The organism is Acidimicrobiales bacterium (genome assembly GCA_035630295.1).
Lineage (GTDB): Bacteria > Actinomycetota > Acidimicrobiia > Acidimicrobiales > Iamiaceae > Iamia.
Genome location: DASQKY010000020.1, coordinates 137185 through 151812 on the forward strand (window position 1 = coordinate 137185; position 14628 = coordinate 151812).

14 protein-coding genes are annotated in these 14628 nt (G+C 75.5%); 8 read left to right on the top strand and 6 right to left on the bottom strand.

Features of this window, described 5'->3' with window-relative positions; translation table 11 throughout:
* Window positions 1-211: 211 nt before the first annotated feature.
* Window positions 212-469 carry a helix-turn-helix transcriptional regulator gene (locus tag VEW93_05345; GenBank protein HYI61212.1) on the bottom strand — a complete coding sequence of 86 codons (258 nt, stop codon included), beginning with the start codon at window positions 467-469 and terminating at the stop codon, window positions 212-214.
* Window positions 470-789: 320 nt separating this feature from the next.
* On the opposite strand from VEW93_05345, the gene VEW93_05350 reads away from it, so the two are divergent.
* The 3 genes from VEW93_05350 to VEW93_05360 all read left to right on the top strand — a co-directional run bounded on the left by VEW93_05350 (window position 790) and on the right by VEW93_05360 (window position 2924).
* Entirely contained in the window at window positions 790-1080 is a 291-nt protein-coding gene (locus VEW93_05350) for a helix-turn-helix transcriptional regulator (protein HYI61213.1), read from the top strand.
* Between the two features lie 85 nt (window positions 1081-1165).
* Window positions 1166-1756, top strand: coding sequence for a TetR/AcrR family transcriptional regulator (locus VEW93_05355; GenBank protein ID HYI61214.1), 591 nt, complete (start codon window positions 1166-1168; stop codon window positions 1754-1756).
* Window positions 1757-1793: 37 nt separating this feature from the next.
* Window positions 1794-2924, top strand: a complete 1131-nt coding sequence (locus VEW93_05360) for a nitronate monooxygenase family protein (protein ID HYI61215.1) — start codon at window positions 1794-1796, stop codon at window positions 2922-2924.
* A gap of 9 nt (window positions 2925-2933) precedes the next feature.
* Here VEW93_05360 and VEW93_05365 read toward each other — a convergent pair whose 3' ends face one another.
* Together VEW93_05365 and VEW93_05370 are read right to left on the bottom strand one after the other, a co-directional pair.
* A complete protein-coding gene (locus tag VEW93_05365; protein ID HYI61216.1) occupies window positions 2934-3653 on the bottom strand; it encodes a hypothetical protein in 720 nt (239 codons plus the stop codon).
* 107 nt (window positions 3654-3760) lie between these two features.
* A complete protein-coding gene (locus VEW93_05370) occupies window positions 3761-4498 on the bottom strand; it encodes an O-methyltransferase (protein HYI61217.1) in 738 nt (245 codons plus the stop codon).
* 41 nt (window positions 4499-4539) lie between these two features.
* Between VEW93_05370 and VEW93_05375 the strand changes: the two genes are divergently transcribed.
* A complete protein-coding gene (locus tag VEW93_05375) occupies window positions 4540-5898 on the top strand; it encodes a GH1 family beta-glucosidase (GenBank protein HYI61218.1) in 1359 nt (452 codons plus the stop codon).
* A gap of 25 nt (window positions 5899-5923) precedes the next feature.
* Here VEW93_05375 and VEW93_05380 read toward each other — a convergent pair whose 3' ends face one another.
* Window positions 5924-8008: a hypothetical protein gene (locus VEW93_05380; GenBank protein HYI61219.1), complete on the bottom strand. Its 2085-nt coding sequence runs from the start codon at window positions 8006-8008 to the stop codon at window positions 5924-5926.
* Window positions 8009-8167: 159 nt separating this feature from the next.
* Between VEW93_05380 and VEW93_05385 the strand changes: the two genes are divergently transcribed.
* From VEW93_05385 to VEW93_05395, 3 genes are all read left to right on the top strand, one after another.
* The gene (locus VEW93_05385) at window positions 8168-9067 is read left to right on the top strand and encodes a L,D-transpeptidase family protein (protein HYI61220.1); all 900 of its coding nucleotides are present in this window, start codon (window positions 8168-8170) and stop codon (window positions 9065-9067) included.
* 81 nt (window positions 9068-9148) lie between these two features.
* Window positions 9149-10624, top strand: a complete 1476-nt coding sequence (locus VEW93_05390) for a hypothetical protein (GenBank protein ID HYI61221.1) — start codon at window positions 9149-9151, stop codon at window positions 10622-10624.
* Window positions 10625-10653: 29 nt separating this feature from the next.
* On the top strand, window positions 10654-11436 hold the full coding sequence (locus tag VEW93_05395; GenBank protein HYI61222.1) for an SDR family oxidoreductase: 783 nt from the start codon (window positions 10654-10656) through the stop codon (window positions 11434-11436).
* A 13-nt stretch (window positions 11437-11449) separates the two neighbouring features.
* Here VEW93_05395 and VEW93_05400 read toward each other — a convergent pair whose 3' ends face one another.
* Window positions 11450-12430 (bottom strand): VOC family protein, encoded by a 981-nt coding sequence (locus VEW93_05400; GenBank protein ID HYI61223.1) that lies wholly within the window; start codon window positions 12428-12430, stop codon window positions 11450-11452.
* Window positions 12423-12977 carry a sigma-70 family RNA polymerase sigma factor gene (locus VEW93_05405; GenBank protein HYI61224.1) on the bottom strand — a complete coding sequence of 185 codons (555 nt, stop codon included), beginning with the start codon at window positions 12975-12977 and terminating at the stop codon, window positions 12423-12425. The genes VEW93_05400 and VEW93_05405 overlap by 8 nt, the downstream gene beginning before the upstream one ends.
* Window positions 12978-13040: 63 nt before the next feature.
* Between VEW93_05405 and VEW93_05410 the strand changes: the two genes are divergently transcribed.
* Window positions 13041-14573 carry an AMP-binding protein gene (locus tag VEW93_05410; GenBank protein HYI61225.1) on the top strand — a complete coding sequence of 511 codons (1533 nt, stop codon included), beginning with the start codon at window positions 13041-13043 and terminating at the stop codon, window positions 14571-14573.
* The last annotated feature ends 55 nt before the right edge of the window (window positions 14574-14628 follow it).

The window sequence follows — 14628 nt, forward strand, 5'->3', positions numbered from 1 at the left end:
CGAACTGCGGGAACTGGCCGGGGCGACCGCCGTTCCTGGGCGGTGACTTCGGCCATGGAGGGCAGGTCAGGGCCGCCCCTCACTCCCATACCAATGGGAGTGGTAACGGCACGTCTTCGCCATCGCGACGGCACGGGGGCCCGGCTCCTTCGGTGATCGAAGGCGGCGGACGGGTGTAGCAATCGGACAAAGACCCTGGGCCAGGGTGGGCTCAAGGCTCCTTGGGCCAGGGGAAGATGCAGCCCGGGTTCACGCCCAAGGCGTGGGCCAGTTGCAGCTTGACCCGGTCGTGGGGGCAGGCTTCGCCCCGCTCGACCTTGGAGACGCTCTGCTGGGCCACACCGGCCAGGTCGGCCAGCTGGGGTTGGGTGAGCCCCCGGGCCCGGCGCGCCTCACGCAGCCGCGTACCCCACAGCTTCAGGGGAACGTCCGGCGTGCCGGGAGGCGGGGGCCGTCTCGGTCCCCTCATGACGGTCGACCGTGCGCGGTCATGCAGTTCCTCTTCCGTCCCGGCAAGGGGGCTTCTCCCTCCGCGTGAACTTGTCGCGTCGGCCGCTTGGCCGACTGAGCGGCGCATGCCTATGGCAATGAACCTTGCCGTCCGTGCGCGGCAAAGGTCTGGCAAGGGAGGAAGGCGAAAGGAGCCTGATCAGTCTCCTCGCATCCGCCCAATGGGCCCTGCCTGGAGCGCGCGCATGAGCCGCAATGTTGCTCTGCTTATACAGGGCTCAGTAGTCGCAGCGGCCGGGCGGTCGCTCTGGTTCGAGGAGGACCGCCGTGGGGGGCAGGATGCGAAGCGCCACGGGGGCCGGGCGGTCATCGACGGGACGGGGACGCCGTACGCCGGCGGTCCCCCTGCCCGACACGCTCGAGGTCCCCCTTCCCCTCTGGGGCACCCTCCTGCGGGACATGCGCCGCAACCGGGGCCTGACCCAGCCGCAGCTGGCCGAGCTGGCCGGCCTGGCCCAGCAGTCCGTCTCCAAGATCGAGCGCGGCGAGGCCTGCCCCCACGATCAGGTCAAGCTCAAGCTGGCCTACGCCCTGAGCGTCAGCCCCAGCACCCTCTTCCCCTGGCCCTGACGCTCACGGCCCACGAGGCTGCGGCGGGCGCAGCCTGGGCCGCATCGACGTTGACAACGTTATGTAACGGCGCCAATGTGGACGGGTGGCCAGCCAGGAGGAGCGCCGGAGCCAGACCCGCGGGGCCCTCCTGGACGCCGGGGCCGCCCTGTTCGCCGAGCGGGGCATCGCCGGCGCCTCGGTCGACGCCATCGCCCGGGCCGCGGGGCGCACCTCGGGCGCCCTCTACGACCACTTCGGCAGCAAGGAGGGCCTGCTGTTCGCCCTCCTGGAGACGTGGGCGGGCGACGCCACCGCCGTCATCACCGCCGAGCAGGCCGCGGCCGCCACCCTGGACGAGTGGGTGGCGGCCATGTGGCACGCAGTCGCCGATCCCCCCTCGGGCGACGGCCGGTGGATCGCCCTGGAGCACGAGCTGTGGAGCTACGCGGCCCAGAGCGACGACGCCCGCCGCTACCTGGCCCGCCGCTACCAGGCGGCGTGGGCCGGCATCGACGCCGTGGCCCGCGAGCGCACCGGCGCCGAGGTCGAGGTTCGGGTCGGCCCCGCCGTCATCGGCCTCCTCCTCGGCCTGGAGATGATGCGCCGCCTCGATCCCGCGGCGGTGACCGACGAGCTCGCCGTCGCCGCCCTGCGGGGCGTGCTCACCTCCGTCCCCGACCGCACCCGGTCCTGACCGCACCGGGTCCGACCGCCCTCCCCAGGAGCCCACCATGCGCACCCCTCTCTGCGACGAGCTCGGCATCGAGTTCCCCATCTTCGCCTTCACCCACTGCCGGGACGTGGTGGCCGCGGTGTCCAGGGCCGGCGGCTTCGGCGTGCTGGGGGCCGTCGGGTTCAGCCCCGAGCAGCTCGAGGTGGAGCTGGCGTGGATCGACGAGCACGTGGGCGACCACCCCTACGGCGTCGACATCGTCATCCCCGGCAAGTACGAGGGCATGGACGACGCCGACCCCGAGCACCTGGCCCAGGCCCTGCGGGACATGGTCCCCCAGCAGCACCTGGACTTCGCCCGCGACCTCCTGGCCGAGCGGGGCGTGCCCGAGCTGCCCGAGGGCGAGTCCAACTCCCTCCAGCTCCTGGGGTGGACCGCGGCCACGGCCACCCCCCAGGTCACCGTGGCCCTCGACCACCCCAAGGTGGCCCTCGTCGCCAACGCCCTGGGCACGCCGCCGGCCGAGGTCATCGAGCGCATCCACGGCGCCGGCCGCAAGGTGGCGGCCCTGTGCGGCTCGCCCTACCAGGCCCTGAAGCACACCGACGCCGGGGTCGACATCGTCATCGCCCAGGGCGGCGAGGGGGGCGGCCACACCGGTGAGGTCGGCTCCGTGGTGCTGTGGCCCCAGGTGGCCCAGGCCATCGCCCCCACCCCCATGCTGGCCGCCGGGGGCATCGGCTCGGGCCAGCAGGTCGCCGCCGCCCTGGCCCTGGGGGCCCAGGGGGTGTGGGCCGGCTCCCTGTGGCTCACCGTCGAGGAGGCGGACCTCCCGCCGGCCCAGCAGCAGCAGCTCCTCGACGCCACCTCCCGGGACACGGTGCGGAGCCGGTCCTTCACCGGCAAGCCGTGCCGCATGATCAAGACGGAGTGGACCGAGGCGTGGTCGGCCCCCGATGCCCCGGAGCCGCTGCCCATGCCCTTGCAGTACATGGTGTCGGGGGACTGCGTGGCCCGCAGCCACCGCTACGCGGACCGGGCCCTGTCGGTGATGTTCAACCCGGTGGGCCAGGTGGTGGGCCAGATGAACCGGGTGGAGAGGACCAGCGCGGTGGTCCAGCGCCTGGTCGAGGAGTACCTGGAGGCGGTGGAGCGCCTGGACCGCCTCACCGCTGCGGCCAGCGCCTGAACGTCGCCCTCAGCGGGCCATGGCCGCGGCCCGTGTGTGTCGGAACCAGATGAGGGCCTCGGTGGCCGAGGGCACGGGCAACGCCGGGCGGCTGGCCCCGAAGGGCTCGTTCCCGAACCCGCCCCGGCGGGGATCCTCCCAGGGGGCCACGTACAGGTAGGGCTCGGGGTGGTCGTCGTCGCCGGGCGAGGCGCCGAAGGTGACCTCGTCGATGGAGCAGGCCACGTCGAAGTGCTCGGGCCAGAGCTGGATCGAGCCGATGCCCTCGTCGGGCCCGGCCCGGCCCGGCTCCGCCTCGGCCTCGGCCCGCAGGGCGGTGAGGGCCTCGTCGGTGGCCGCGAACAGGTCGGCCACCACCGCGGTGCTGGCCGGGTCGACCAGCAACCGCTGGGTCGGGGTGCCGTCGCTGCCCAGGTCGTAGATGTCGGCCGGGGCCTCGGCGGTGATGCCCAGAGCGGAGCGCACCGCCCCCAGGGTGGCCGGCGTGGTCAGGGGCACCCGTGTGACCGAACGCCCGTCCCGCTCGTCGACCACGTCCGTGCCGTCGACCCGCAGCCGGCGGGTGAAGCCCTCCGGGTGGGCGTAGGGGGGCGTGGCGAACCCCCCGGCGGCGGGGCGCAGGCCTATGCGGCAGGTGCGGTCGTGGAAGTCCGGCATGAGCACGTGCTCGGCGACCACGTGGAGTGTGCGGCGGGTGGCGGACAGGGCCCCCGAGTCGGCGGCAGCCATCGGTCTCCTCCCGGTGGGCGGTCGTGGCCGATGCGGACGGTACGCCAGGACACCGGGGATCGGGAACGTTCACCCGCTGGGGGAGTCACTTCTCCTCCGGGGGCCTATCAGCCCGGGTCCAGGACCAGGACCACGGTCAGGCCGTCCCAGCCCTTGCTCCCCACCGTCTGGATGGCGGTGGCCGTCACCCGGGCATCGGCGGCCAGGGTGTCGTGGAGGCGGCGCACGCCCCGCACCCGGGGGTCGGTCGACGCCTCGTCGACCACCGCGCCGGCCCGCACCACGTTGTCCACCACGATCAGCGACCCGGGCCGCGACAGCCGCACGGCCCAGTCCACGTAGTCGGCGTTGCCCTCCTTGTCGGCGTCCACGAAGGTGAGGTCGAAGGGGCCCGCGCCCTCGCGGTGCAGGGCCCGCAGGCCCTCCAGGGCGGGCCCCACCCGCACCTCGGTGCGGTCGCCCACGCCGGCCCGGTCCAGGTTGGCCCGGGCCACCTCGGCCCGGGCCGGGTCGATCTCCAGGGTGACGAGCTCCCCGTCCGGCGGCAGGGCCCGGGCCAGCCAGATGGAGCTGTAGCCGCCCAGGGTGCCGACCTCCAGGATGCGGCGGGCGCCGACCGCCCGGGCCAGCAGTTGGAGCAGCTTCCCCTGGTTGGGGGCCACGTTGATGGCCGGCAGCCCGGCGGCGTCGCTGGTGTCGAGGGCGGCGTCGAGGGCCGGGTCGGGCTGGTGCAGGGTGCCGACCAGGTAGCGGTCGACCTCGTCCCAGCGGCCCTGGTGGGTGTCGGCCTCGCCCAGGTCGAACAGGGGCGTCTCGGCGGGACGGGACCGGGGCTGGCGGGGCACGGGCGGGACGGTACCGTCCCCGGGTCCGACGAGGAGGCACGGTGACGGCACTGCGACGCGAGGACTTCGGCGAGGACTTCACCTGGGGGGTGGCCCACGCCGCCTACCAGGTCGAGGGGGCCTGGGACGCCGACGGCAAGGGCCCCTCGATCTGGGACACCTTCACCCACGGCGGGGGCCGGGTGTCGGACCGGACCACCGGCGACGTGGCCTGCGAGTTCTACGACCGCTACCAGGACGACCTGTCCCTGGTGCGCGACCTGGGCTTCGGGGCCCAGCGGTTCTCGATCTCGTGGCCCCGGGTCCTGCCCACCGGCACCGGCCGGGTCAACCGGGCCGGCCTCGACTTCTACTCCCGGCTGGTGGACGCCTGCCTGGAACGGGGGGTCGAGCCCTGGGTCACCCTCTACCACTGGGACCTGCCCGAGGCCCTCCACCAGCGGGGCGGATGGGCCAGCCGCGACGTGGTCGACTGGTTCGGCGAGTACACGGGCGTGGTGGCCGACGCCCTGGGCGACCGGGTCACCCGCTGGATGGTGTTCAACGAGCCCAGCAGCTTCCTGCTGGCCGGCTACCTGACCGGCGTCCACGCCCCCGGGGTGCGCAGCCTCAACAAGTTCATGGCCGCCACCCACCACGTCAACCTGGCCCAGGCCCGGGGCGCCCAGGTGCTGCGCGATCGCGTGCCCGGGGCCGAGGTGGGCACCACCCACATCTTCACCCCGCCCGACGTGGCCGGCGACTCGCCCCGCCACCGCAGGGCGGCCCGGGCCTTCGAGGCCCTCGTCAACCGGGTCCACCTGGAGCCCAGCCTGGGCCTGGGCTACCCGACCGACGACGCCCCGCTCCTGAAGCGCATCGACCGGTACCGCCGGGACGGCGACGACCAGGCGGTGCTGGTCGACTGGGACTTCCTGGGCGTGCAGTACTACCAGCGCCTGGCCGTCCACGCCCTGCCCGTCCCCGGGCTGGGCTTCCTGCCCTGGCCCCGGCGCGACCACAAGCGCTACGACATCACCGCCATGGGCTGGGAGGTCAACCCCCGCGGCCTGCACGAGGTGCTCCACCAGTTCCACGCCTACGGCAAGGTGCCCAAGCTGTACGTCACCGAGAACGGCGCCGCCTACCCCGACGAGGTGGTCGACGGCCGGGTCCACGACCCCCGGCGCATCGCCTACTACGAGGCCCACCTGGCCCAGGTGCTGAAGGCCAAGCAGGAGGGCGTGCCGGTGCACGGCTACTTCTGCTGGAGCTACTGCGACAACTTCGAGTGGGCCGCCGGCCTGCGCCCCCGCTTCGGCCTCGTCCACGTCGACTACGCCACCCAGGCCCGGCTGGTGAAGGACAGCGGCCACTGGTTCAGCGCCCTCCTGGGTGGCGAGCTGGCCCCCCCCGGCTGAGCTGGCTCGAGCCAGGGAGGTCGGCTCAGCCCAGGGAGCGGGCGACGGCCAGGAGGTCGTCGGGGGAGAGGTCGCCGGACACGGTGAAGGCCTGCTCGCCGTCCGCCCCCCACACCGAGGGGAGGGCGGTCCCGCCCGCCACCACCTGGGCCTCCACGTCGCGGAAGGGGCCCTGCTCGAGGGTCACCGGCTCCGCCTCGACCGCCTCGTCGCCCCGGTCGAAGGGGTCGTCCCACGTCTCGCCCGCCTTGACCGGCGACGGCCGCAGGGTGACGACGATCTCGGCCGGGCCCCTGGTGTAGCGGAGGGACACGATCCGGCTCTCCTCGTGGATCGAGGCCCCGGAGATGGTGAAGCCGGTGGGCAGGAAGTCGGGGGTCAGGGGGACCATGTCGATCCGGCCCCGGATCTCGCCCAGCTGCACGGGGACGAAGCCCTGGGGCGTCGCCGCCGGGCTGTCGGGTGGGAGCTCCTGGGTGAACGAGGCCCCGGTGACGCCCAGGGCCACGTCGGAGAAGCGGACGTCGCGCACGATCTCGCCTTCGCGGGTCCACGTGATGCGCACCGGCAGGAGCTCGGCCGCGTCCACGGTGTAGGTCACCCGCTGGCCGCCCTCGAGGGCGCCGGCCAGGCGCCACACCCGGACGCCGTCGACCTCGGCCCGGGTCGGCTCGGTGTCGGTCTCGGTGGCCAGGGCCCGGGTGGCCAGGGCGATCTCGGCCATGGGCAGGTCGGCGCGAGGCACGGTGGGGTCGGGCGGCCCGGGGGCCACGCCCACCTCGTGGCGGATGCCGAAGCCGGGGATGACGTCCTGGAGGACGCCGAGCCGGGCGTCGTGGGTGACGGTGCGCCCGCCCTCCTCCTCGACCCGGTACGACCCGTCCTCGGCGGCGGTGACGGCCATGGTGGCCTCGGACCGGGTGCCGTCGGGGGCCACCACCGTGCGGCGGACCGTGGCCGTCCACCCCTCCGACGAGGCCAGGCGGTCGAGGCTGCGGCCGGCCACCGCCGCGGTGGTGTTGCCCCGCACCGGGGACTTGGCCGACGAGGCGGCCAGGTAGAGGGCCAGGACCAGGCCGCCGAGCAGGGCCAGGGGCACCACCACCACGGCCACCCGCAGGGCCACCGCCGGCCACGCCCGGCGCTCCCGCTGGCGGTCGGCCTCCTCGGCCAGGCCCTCCACCAGGTCGGGCTGCGACCGCCGGCTGCGCCGGGGGGCCCGCTTCTGCATGGCCACCGGCGGGGCCTTGGCCGGTGTGAGGGCCGGGGACGGCTCGCCGGGGACGGGCAGGCGGGGCGGGGGGGCGGCGGGCAGGGCCTCGCGCTCGGCCCGCAGGCGGGTGCCGAGCTGGGACCAGAAGGCGGGCGAGGCGGGCTCCGGCTCCAGGGCCCCCGGGTCGTCGCCCGCCGCGGCGTCGCCGGCAAGGTCATCGACAGCGAGGTCGTCGACAGCAGGATCGTCGTCGGTGGGGTCGTCGCCCGCAGGCCCGTCCTCGTCGGCCGGCGCGTCGAGGTCGCCGGTGGCCGGGTCGGTCGCCACCAGCAGGGAGTCCTCGACGAGGGTGCTGACCCGGTCGGCCACTGCCCCCACCACCCTGGGGTCGACGCCCAGGGCTGCGGCCACCACCTCGTCGGGCAGGCCCTCCTGCTCGGCCAGGGCCCAGACCGCCCGCTCCTCGGGGCGCAGGGCGGCCACGGCCCGGCCCAGGGCGTCGTCCCCCAGGCGGGGGGCGGCATCGGCGGGGGCGGCCCGGCGCCCCGGGGCCGGGGAGCCCCGGCGCTGGCGGCGGCGGATCTCGTGGCCGCAGGCCATCCACACGTGGTTGAGCAGGAACACCACCGCGTCGGGGGAGCCCTTGCGCCGGGCCCGGTAGGCCCGCACGTACGCCACCAGCAGGACCTCGTCGGTGGCCCGGCCCCCCAGCACCAGGTGGGCCAGGCGGCGGGCCCGGGGGTCGAGGTGCTGCAGGAGGGTGGCCCAGGCCCGGTTGCTGCCGGCGCGGGTGGCAGCCAGCATGCGATCGGCCGCGGGGTCGACGCCCTCGGGCGGGGGGGCGGCCTCGGGCCGCACCTGTGGGGTGGGGGGACGGGCGGAGGGGGGCACGGTCACGGGAGGTGGGGGGGCGGGAGCACGATGCCGCCCCCGGCAGGATCGCACATGGGTGATGCATCCCCGGGCCGCCCGCATCGCTCCTGGGTGAGCGCGTCGGCAAGACTCGTCGCCACCATGCACCGTCGCCGCTCCCGCTCGACGCCGATCCTGGTCGCCTTGGTCGCCGTCCTCCTCGCCGCCTGCTCCGGTGGGTCGCCCGCCGCCCAGGCCACCACCCGCGGTGGTGCCGCCGAGGAGGCGGGCGCCAGCTCCACGACCGGTCCGGCGCCGACCACCGGGTCGTCCACGACCACCACCACCGAGGCCCCGGCCACCACCGAGGCGCCCACCACCACCACCACCGAGCCCCCCGCCCCGGCCCCGCCGGCCATCGAGGTCGGCGACCTGCGGAGCGGCTCGGACGGCCCCCGCACCAAGGCCCTCCAGGAGGCCCTCGACCGCCTGGGCTTCGACCCCGGCGAGGCCGACGGGGCCTTCGGCACCAAGACCACCCTGGCCGTGTGGGCCTACCAGGCCCTGACCGGCCGCCCCCAGGACGGCGTGGTCACCGCCGAGCTGGAGCAGGCCGTCCTCACCTCCGGACCCATCCCCATGCTGCGGCCCGACCTGGGGCCCACCCACACCGAGGTGGACCTGGACAAGCAGGTGCTCCTGGTGTGGGGCGACGGGGTGCTGGAGCTGGCCACCCACGTCTCCAGCGGCTCGGGCGTGGCCTACTGCGAGGACGGCCACTGCGGCGACGCCGTCACCCCCGTGGGCGACTACCGCTACCAGCGCCGCATCGCCGGGGAGCGTCACGCCCCCCTGGGCGTGCTCTACAACCCGGTGTACTTCAACGGCGGCATCGCCGTGCACGGTGCCGGGTCGGTGCCGGCCCGCCCCGCCTCCCACGGGTGCGTCCGGATCCCCATGCACATCTCGGACTACTTCCAGAGCCTGGTGGCCGACGGCGAGCCCATCGCCGTGTTCCGCGGCGGCACGGGCCCCGCCGCCCCCGTGGCCGCCCCCGGCGGGCCGGCCGCCCCGCCCCCGGCTGGAGCCGAGAACGGCGGCTGAGCCGTGACCGCCGGGTCGCCCCCGCCCTCCTGGCCCCCGGCGGGACCGTCCCCGGCCGGACCGCCCCCGCCCGGGCCCGGCGTGCAGGTCGGGGGGGCCGAGTACCCGGCCCGGCCCCCCGAGCAGTGGCCGGCGTGGTCGCCGTCCTCCGGTCCCGGCGTCCCCGGGAGCCCGCCCGCCGGGTTCCCGCCGGGTGACGCCCCGGCGGGCGGGCGGGGCCGGTCGCCGGCCGGGGCCGTGGTGGCCGTGGCCGTCGTGCTGGTGCTGGTGCTGGTGGCTGTCCTGGGCCTCGGCACCCTGGGCGACGGCGGGGGCGACGACCTCGTCGGCTCGGGGACCAGCGCCCCCCAGGGCGCCCCGCCCCTGGGCCCCGGTGACCCGGGCAGCGGCCTGGGTCCGGCCGAGCCGTCGGTGCCGGGCCTCGACCCGGGCTTCGGCGACCCCGAGGCCCTGGCCCGCCCCCTCGAGGAGGTCGTGCCCGAGATCATCTCCTTCGTGGAGGAGGAGCGCGGCCACCGGTTCGCCACCGAGCCGGTGGTGGAGGGCCTGCCCGACGACGAGTTCCGCGACCGCCTGCAGGCCACCGCCGAGGGGGAGGAGCTGTTCAGCCCGGACGGCGAGGCCTGGATCCGGGCTCTCGGGGTCCTGCCTCCCGACGCCGACCCCGGAGAGGTCGGGGCCGACCTCCTCGAGGGCAGCGTCCAGGGCTTCTACGACACGGACACGGCCGAGCTGGTGGTCCGCGGCGACGTCATCACCCCGTACGTCCAGACCGTCATCGCCCACGAGCTGACCCACGCCCTCGACGACCAGGTCTTCGACCTGTCCCGCATCGAGGCCCTGGGCGACCGCCACGACGCCGCCTTCGCCTTCCAGGCCCTGATCGAGGGCACGGCCCGGGTGGTGCAGCTGGCCTTCGAGGACGAGGCCCTGAGCCCCGAGGAGCAGGCCGCCTCCCAGGCCGAGAAGCTGGGCCTGGCCGGCGGGAGCGGCGGCGGTGGGGGCGGCGGGCTCGCCCCCGGCGGCGTGGACCTGCTGGCCCTGAGCATCATGTCGGTCCTGCCCTACGGCAACGGGGCCCGCCTGGTCGAGGCCGTGCTGGCCGGCGGGCCGGCCGCCCTGGACCGGGCCTTCGTCGACCCGCCCACCACCAGCGAGCAGGTCCTCGACCCCGCCGCCTACGAGGCCCGGGAGCCGGCCGTGGCCGTGCCCGCCCCCGTGGCCGACGGCCCGGAGCTGGGCCGGGGGCAGTTCGGGGCGGTCGACGTCCGCATCCTGGAGGTGGTGGCCGACCCCGTGGGCGTGATCTCCCGCATGGACCCCAGGTTGTTCCTGGAGGGCAGCGCCGCAGTCGACCCGATGGACGGCTTCGGCGGCGGGGAGTACGTCACCTGGCGGTCGGGCCCGGAGTCCTGCATCCGGGCCAACCTGGTCGCCGACGACGCCGGCGGCCGGGCCCTCCTGGACGACCTGGTCCAGGGCTGGGCCGAGGACGTCGGCGGCGTCGAGGTGGCCTCCACCGGAGCCCTGTCGCTCACCTTCACCTCCTGCCGCTGACCGGCCGACCCGACTCCTAGGGTGCGGCCATGGCCGCCCCCCCGCCCGATCCCTCGACCCTGTTCCGGCTGGACGGGCGGGTGGCGGTGGTGACCGGGGCGTCGGCCGGCCTCGGTGACCGCTTCGCCCGGGTGCTCCACGCCGCCGGGGCCACGGTGGTGGTGGCCGCCCGCCGGGTCGAGCGCCTCGACGCGCTGGCCGCCGAGCTGGGGGAGCGGGTCCTGGCCGTGGCCTGCGACGTCACCGTGGACGACGACCTGGTGGGCCTGGCCGACACCGCGGCCGAGCTGGCCGGCGGGGCGGTCGACGTGCTGGTCAACAACGCCGGCATCGGGGCGCCCCAGCCGGCCGAGTCCGAGCCGGTGGGCACGTTCCGGGACGTGGTGGAGGTCAACCTCACCGCCCTGTTCCGGCTGACCCAGCTGGTGGCGGGGCCGATGGTGGCCGCCGGGCGGGGCAGCGTGGTCAACGTGGCCTCCATGCTGGGCCTGGTGGCGGCCACCCCGATCAAGCAGGCCTCGTACTGCGCCTCCAAGGGCGGCGTGGTGAACCTGACCCGCGAGCTGGGCTGCCAGTGGGCCCGCAAGGGCGTGCGGGTCAACGCCCTGGCCCCCGGCTGGTTCCCCACCGAGATGACCGAGGGCATGTGGGGCGACGAGGCCTCGGGACGCTTCGTGGCCGATCAGTGCCCCATGGGCCGTCGGGGCGAGCTGCCGGAGCTCGACGGGGCCCTGCTGTTCCTGGCCTCCGACGCCTCCTCCTACATGACCGGCCAGACCCTGACCGTGGACGGGGGCTGGACCGCCCGCTGACCGCAGCCCCGGTTCAGTAGCCGGGGGCGGGCCGGAACAGGTCGAAGCGCAGGCCCTGGTCGTCCACGCACTCGGCGTTGCCCCCCGAGGGGTACGTGGCCCGGCTCAGCACCCGGCCACCCAGCTCCTCCACCCGGGCCGCGTAGGCCTCGATGTCGTCCACCCGGAAGTAGGCGGTCACCGGCGGGCCGTCGCCCTCGCCCTCCATGAAGCCCATGGGGAAGCGGGTGTTGGCCACATGGCCCCCGCCCTCCAGGGAGCCGGGCTCCACCTCCCAGGCGAACAGGGCGCCGAAGAAGCTGCGGGCCCGGTCCAGGTCACCGGTCCGCAGGACGATGTAGCCGGGCTCCACCGGCCGCCGGGCGGTGACCTTCCAGTCGCCGCCGTCACCCCCGGCACCCCGGTCCACCTCGGCCTCGGCGGTGCGGGCGGCGTCGATGGGCTGGCTGATCATCCACCGGTGCCCGAAGGGGTCGAGGATGGTGGCGTTGCGGTTGCCGTGGCCCTGGTCGGCCGGCTCCCGCAGGCTGGTGGCCCCCTCCTCCACGGCCCGGCGGAACGTGTGGTCGACGTCGGCCACCTCGAGGTGGAGGGCGACGCTGCTGCCCTCGTGGTCGAGGGGCGAGCGCACCCCGATCTCGGGGTAGGCGTCGGACAGCATCAGCCGGGCGCCGCCGATCACCACCTCGGCGTGGCCGACGCGCCCGTCGTCGCCGGTGAAGCGGGTGGTCTCGATGGCCCCCAGCACGTCGCGGTACCAGTCCAGGGCGGCGACGGCGTCGTGGACGGCGATGTAGGGGACGAGCGGGCTGGCGACGGGGGTCTCGGTGGGGGGCACGGCGTCTCCTCCTCGGAGCTGGATGGCGGGTACGGCCTCGGGGCCGGGGGGCGGGGCCAGGGCGGCCTCCAGCCGGCGCCGCAGGGCGGCGGTGAAGGCGGGGTCGGGCGCCACCGGCGTGGCCGGCAGGCGCAGGGCGTCGAACGGGTCAGCCACGATCGGTCCCCCTCTCGTCCGGGGTGGTGGGCGCGGTGTCGGCCGCTGCCCGGCGGAAGGCGGCCCGGGCTCGCACCAGCAGGGCTTCGGTGGCGTGCACGGTGCGGTCCAGGTGGCGGGCCACCTCCGGCACGCTCAGGCCGTCGAGGTAGCGCAGGGTCAGGGCCGAGCGGTGGTGTGGCCCGAGGCCGGCCAGCACGTCCCGGGCCACGGCGGCGTCCAGGTGGGCGTCCCAGGGGTCGTCCACCGCCTCGGGCTGGGCCGCCACCCGGTGCAGGCGGCGTTCCTCGCGACCGGCCCGGCGCCAGTGGTCGACCAGCTTGTGGCGGGCCACGCCCACCAGCCAGGCCACCGTCAGGTCCGGCACCGTGCCCTTCTGCACGGCGGCCACCGCGGCCAGGAAGGTCTCGGAGGTGACGTCCTCGGCGGTGGCCCGGTCGCCGCAGCGGGGCAGCAGGTAGCCGTAGACCTCGGGGAGCGCCCGGTCGTAGAGGGCCAGCAGGGCGCCACCCTGGTCGGCTCCGGCGGCGGCGGGGTCGGGGCTCACGTCTCCTCATCGTCGCCCACGGCCCCCCTCCGACGGGGGACGGCGAGAAGTACCGTGCCGGCCATGAAGGTGCCCCTGACCCTGCGCGACTTCCTGGACCGGGCCGAGGCCGTCTACCCCGACCGGGTGGCGGTGGTGGACGAGCCCGACCAGCCGGCCCCGTCGCTGGGGGAGCTGACGTTCCGGGCACTGGCGGCCCGGGCCCGGGCCCAGGCCGCCGGCCTGGACCGGCTGGGCGTGGGCCCCGGCGAGCGGGTGGCCGTGGTGTCGCAGAACGCGGCCCGGCTCCTGACCGGCTTCTGGGGCGTGTCGGGCTGGGGCCGCATCCACGTGCCGGTCAACTTCCGGCTGGCCCGGGACGAGATCGCCTACATCGTCGAGCACTGCGGGGCCTCGGTCCTCCTCTACGACCCCGAGGCGGCCGACTCGGTGGCCGGCATCGACTGCGCCCACCGCTTCGAGCTGGGGGCCGAGGCCGACGAGGCCCTCCTGGCCCCCGACGTCGAGCCCGTCCCGTGGGAGCCCGACGAGGACGCCACCGCCACCATCAACTACACCTCCGGCACCACCGCCCGGCCCAAGGGGGTGCAGCAGACCCATCGCAGCCTGTGGCTCAACGCCTCGGTGTTCGGGTGGCAGGCCGGGGTCAGCGACCGCGACGTCTACCTCCACACCCTGCCCATGTTCCACTGCAACGGCTGGGGCATGCCCTTCGCCACCGCCGGGATGGGCGCCACCCAGGTGGTGCTGCGCAAGGTGGACGGGGCCGAGATCCTGCGCCGGGTCGACCGCCACGGTGTCACCCTCCTGTGCGGGGCGCCGGCGGTGGTCAACGCCGTGCTCGACGCCGCCGCCGACCTGGACACCGTCCCCGGGGCCGGGCGGACCCGCATCGTGGTGGCCGGGGCCCCACCCCCCACCCGCACCGTCGAGCGGGTGGAGACCGAGCTGGGCTGGGAGCTCATCCAGATCTACGGCCTGACCGAGACCGCGCCCCTGGTCACCATGAACCGCACCCGGGCCGAGTGGGACGGGCTGGACCCGGCCGAGCGGGCCCGCCGGCTGGGCCGGGCCGGCGCCCCCGCCCTCGGGGTCCGGGTCGGCCTGACCGGCCAGGGCGAGATCACCACCCGCACCAACCACGTGATGGAGGGCTACTGGGACCAGCCCGAGGCCACCGCCGAGGCCATCGTGGACGGCTGGTTCCACACCGGCGACGGGGGCGTGGTCGACGACGAGGGCTACGTGGCCATCTCCGACCGCAAGAAGGACGTGATCATCTCCGGGGGCGAGAACGTGTCGTCCATCGAGGTGGAGGACGCCCTGTTCAGCCACCCGGCGGTGGCCGAGGTGGCCGTGATCGGCGTGCCCGACGAGCGGTGGGGCGAGGCCGTGACCGGCCTGGTGGTCCTGGCCGAGGGGCAGGCCGCCACCGAGGACGAGCTGCGCGAGCACTGCCGGGGCCGCCTGGCCGGCTACAAGGTCCCCAAGCGCATCGAGCTGCGGGCCGAGCTGGCCCGCACCGCCACCGGCAAGCTCCAGAAGTTCAAGCTGCGGGAGCCGTACTGGCAGGGCCGGGAGCGCCAGGTCAACTGACCCCCCGTTCTCGGCACGAAGGAGCCGGGATGTCGGGCCCTTTCGTGCCCGGAAC